General features: G+C 48.6%; 4 protein-coding genes. All 4 read right to left on the bottom strand.

The features are described from left to right. Positions 1-1,576: 1,576 nt before the first annotated feature. On the bottom strand, positions 1,577-1,894 hold the full coding sequence (locus M4I36_RS13975; protein WP_258112369.1) for a YolD-like family protein: 318 nt from the start codon (positions 1,892-1,894) through the stop codon (positions 1,577-1,579). A gap of 13 nt (positions 1,895-1,907) precedes the next feature. Beyond that, entirely contained in the window at positions 1,908-3,164 is a 1,257-nt protein-coding gene (locus M4I36_RS13980) for a DNA polymerase IV (RefSeq protein ID WP_258112370.1), read from the bottom strand. Then, a complete protein-coding gene (locus M4I36_RS13985) occupies positions 3,164-3,418 on the bottom strand; it encodes a hypothetical protein (protein ID WP_258112371.1) in 255 nt (84 codons plus the stop codon). Before M4I36_RS13985 ends, M4I36_RS13980 begins: the two co-directional genes overlap by 1 nt. A 438-nt stretch (positions 3,419-3,856) precedes the next feature. After that, a partial coding sequence (locus M4I36_RS13990; RefSeq protein WP_258112372.1) for a hypothetical protein occupies positions 3,857-4,111 on the bottom strand: 255 nt, incomplete at its 5' end.

Consider the following 4,111-nt stretch of genomic DNA (forward strand, 5'->3'; position numbering starts at 1 on the left):
GACAAAAGATTCGCCTAGCGGCGAGCGCCTTATATCCCCAGCGCTAAAGCGCGGGGCTTTACGGCGCATTCGGTAAAGCGCAAGAGCCATTGTCGCATTGTCACTGAGGTAAAACGGATCGCAAAACCATAGTCCAAAAACTGGATGATGCTACCTAACTGTTCACAGGCTGTCTTGTTTCAGCACTCAATCCGGGAAGTACAAAAATCAACATATTCAGATCACATTAATGCAACGCTCGTGAATTGGCTAAGGCACTGGCACATCAGTCTAAACTGCTCACAATCTTTGCACCAGAACCTGGAATCGAGCATCTTTGCGTTTACGCCATTCCGCTGCACCAAAATTCTTGTCGATGCCGGTTTCGAGGACGAAGTCTATGAGTTCTGCCGCCCCGCCAAAGGCGGTGGCAGAGTGGAGGTCAAAGCGAGTATGTATTTTACAGCTTTTCCGACGGCGGTGTTTTGGTGTATGATTCACCCAAAAGGTGTTCCTTTCTGGCTTGGATTGTGTTCTCGACAAACCCAATTTAGCCATACATGGAGCGACTTTTCAATTATTCAAGTCGATTAAAAGTGAACAAACCGTCGAAATCCGGGATAATAGCGCTATCAGACACTGAATACGTTAGAGGGTGCCTCATGCTCCATCCTGTAGTAGCACAAACCTTAGAAAACATAAGAACACAAATCAATGCTGAATATGGATTTCACGAAAGCACGCCAAGAATTAACTATGGGCCATGTGGCGTATTTGCCCAGGTTTTTTTCCAACAATGGAACGCGTTGTTTCGAGAAAAAGTTCACATTTGCTTTGTTATGACACTGTCTCGTGATGAATGTGATCACATCTGCATCTGTCTTCCTTCTGGGGAGCTATACGATGGAGGGATAGGAGTGCATACCAGGAATCACTACAGTCCTCAATTTGTGTTAGAGGACATGTTTGATTACAACGAACAACTTCTAGAAAAGTGGTCTTATGGGTTGGATCGCACGTACCCGCGATTTTGTCCGAATTTCGACCGAAAATTCGTCGAAAGAATTGTAAAAAGCAATCTGGAAAACCTCTTCGAGAAAGATCTATCACCCATTGTGTAATTTCTTTCTCTCACTAGCATTGCATGAATTAATTCTCGGTTTGTCAAGAGCTTTAAGTTATCAGATTTTATAGTCATAAGATTGCGAATGTTCACTATGTCGTCACCCATAGGCATAAAAAACGCCTTAAACACCCATGCCCCTATCGGGGCACAAGATTATCATGAAAATTTTCTGCAGTAGTTTACGCATTAGCGTCCATGATCCAAGATGAGACCAAGTAGGACAGGAAGGCTGTTCTCTTTATGGGGGATCGCGCAATCACTCAACTAAAATCATACCGAAAGGGTATTGGCTCACTCAGACAGAAAGCTTGCCGAAGCGATCGTTGTGCGGATGTCCAAAAAGAGTCGGCGAGAGTATCTGAGTACCATCCGCGTGCGATACCTTCGAGTCAGCACAAGGCTGGAAAAATCGCAAATGCTGAATGATTTAGAGCCAACCTTGGGAAATAAGTTCGAGTTTCGTGGACTTCCCTACACCAGTTCAACGGCTACCAGCCGCTCCACAGCCACGCTCTGAACACCTTCCTCCGTCGCCATCCGTAACCGTCCATGGTACATCGGCACACCTTCCACTACCGTGTCACCCTTCGCCCCAAACAGCGTCACACGGACTCTGGAGCGGTTTTGAATGGCCTCCGACCATGTGTACTGCATCTGCTGAAACTCATCCTCGGAAAGTGTCGGTGGATTCCGAAGGCTACGCTCGCTCTGCCACTGCTGCATCATGGTTCGATGTTCCGGCAACACAAGTCGCATCGCTTCGAAAAGATTGCCCTCGTTCATTTTCATATTGCTCACCTACCTAGGCATAGTGCCCGCCAATTTTATCGCTGCGATCGCGCAATTGTCCTGCCTTCGTCAAACTGACCGCTCTCATGAGACTGGTTTCTCCAAACCTGTCATGAATGCGATCGATCGCTTGATAGAGTTCCTTTCGCTTTGGAACATCATCGAATAGGGAAAGCTGCATCGCATCCGACAACTGCAACATATCCACCCCCACACACACCGCTCGGACGCCTGTATAGCCGTCCCAATGTTTGTCGAGTAGCGCGAGTAGTTCTGGGTATAGTTCTTCGGGAGCGTCCGTGTGCCGAACCATCGTTTTCGCCTTCCAAAAGCCGCCGGTCATCCGTTCATACGTTAATCCCAGTCCGACACGCCTACCACTTTGATGGGCACGACGCAGGCGGTAGCAGACTTCATCGAGCAATTCCAGCATGACAACCGCTACTTCACTTCGTTCGTAGAAATCTCTTGGTAGCGTTGTACGATGCGAAAACCCCTTATGGGCTGCATGGTAGCTGTTCGGATGGATGTCACTGATGTCCTCGCCGTGACTCCAACGACTGATGACCTCGCCCCAGACACCGAATCTTGCGCGCAGCTGACCTATAGGAATCCGCGCGACATCGCCGATGGTTTGAGCCTTGAACTCGGTTCTCAGCGTCTCTGCTCTCTTTTTAAGTCCCCACATAGACTCAACAGGTAACGGATGTAACAGAGTCGGGATCTCCTCCTCGCGCCACCACACAATACCCCCTGGTGTCTTTTTCGCTTGAGCATTGCTCATTTTGGCGATCCACTTGTTCGGCCCCATACCAATCCGACTGCGTATGCGGAACTGATCCCATATCTTCGCCTGCAACTTTCGGGCAGCCTCCATGGGATCAGGGAATAAGTCGGAAGGATACGGAAAGGCGAAAAAACCTTCGTCCACGCTGAACTGCTCTTGTAGCGGGAAGACCTGTCGCATGACCTCTTGAATTCTCACACTCACCTGCAAGTAAAACTCCATATGCGGCCTCACCACGATGAGCCTGCGGTGGAGTTGCAGGGCCTCCCCAAGCCTCATGGCGTTCCCCACTCCATATCGTTTTGCCGTGGGCGTGGCAGCAAGGATGATGCCACTGCGTCGGGCCGGGTCTCCCGACACGACAAGTGCTGGATCGGTCGAATCGTCAAACTCCTGGCGTCTTGCGGCGTACTCTTCCCGTGATGCGACTTCACAGGAGGCGTAAAAGGATTGCATATCGCACAATCCGTAGATGAGGGTCATTATGAGATCATCCCAGTTCGCTTGGCACGGTTTTTCGACTCCGCTTCAAGCATTTTTTTCATGAAAATCGCCTCACCAAACTCATGTCCAGACTTGTACTGAATCCAAATGTCCTGCAGATGGGTTTTTCGGTCTATGATGGTCAAGTCGTCCAGTCGCATTTGCTCTCTGACGGCGACCATTTCATGGGTTATGTAGTCCTGAAGCGACTCTAAAATGAGAAGACGACGCAGAGTAGCGGTCGGTCGATGCACATCCCCACCCCCCAATTGTAGAACGTATGTTTCTATTTGATATTATATGCAGGTAGGTCGAAAATGCAAACTTATGTTCGTATGCAATTTATGGTGAATGCTCGTGGCAGGCTTGCCACAGTCAACGTTCGGAGAGGCGCACTCATGGGCACATGAACAAAGTTAAGAAAATGGCACACGGCAATACTTTTCAGTTCTCATTGGATGCACTAACGAGGTTCAGCACGGATAAACACTCCTCCAGAAATCGGCCAAAGTCATCACCATGCAACTCACGGTTTTGGTGTAACAACTGAGCGTCGCGTAGCCAGGCTCGCCTGCGATCTATGGGATGAAGCGGCTATTCCAATCCAGTCATCGAGGAACGATGCAACAAAACAAGCCGACGTGTGCTGTCTCTCTGACGGCCCTTTTCGTTGACTTAGGTGGCTGGTGTAGTCACGATTTCAATAGACCATGAGCCATCAATCCGTCGGCCAGTATCGCATTGACTAAATCTGAAAGTACACCTTTACCATAATGATTCTTTATTTCGTCTAGAGCACCGTCTACTTCTGGCGTTAAATAAAATCCTCGATAATGCTTGTCGACTTTTCTTTGTCTTATCAAAACTTTCTCGATGTTGCTATCGATGTTGCTATCGATGTTGCTATCGATGTTGCTATCGATGTTGCTATCGATGTTGCTATCGAT

It is taken from the genome of Alicyclobacillus sp. SP_1 (assembly GCF_024706985.1).
Taxonomy (GTDB): domain Bacteria; phylum Bacillota; class Bacilli; order Alicyclobacillales; family Alicyclobacillaceae; genus Alicyclobacillus_I.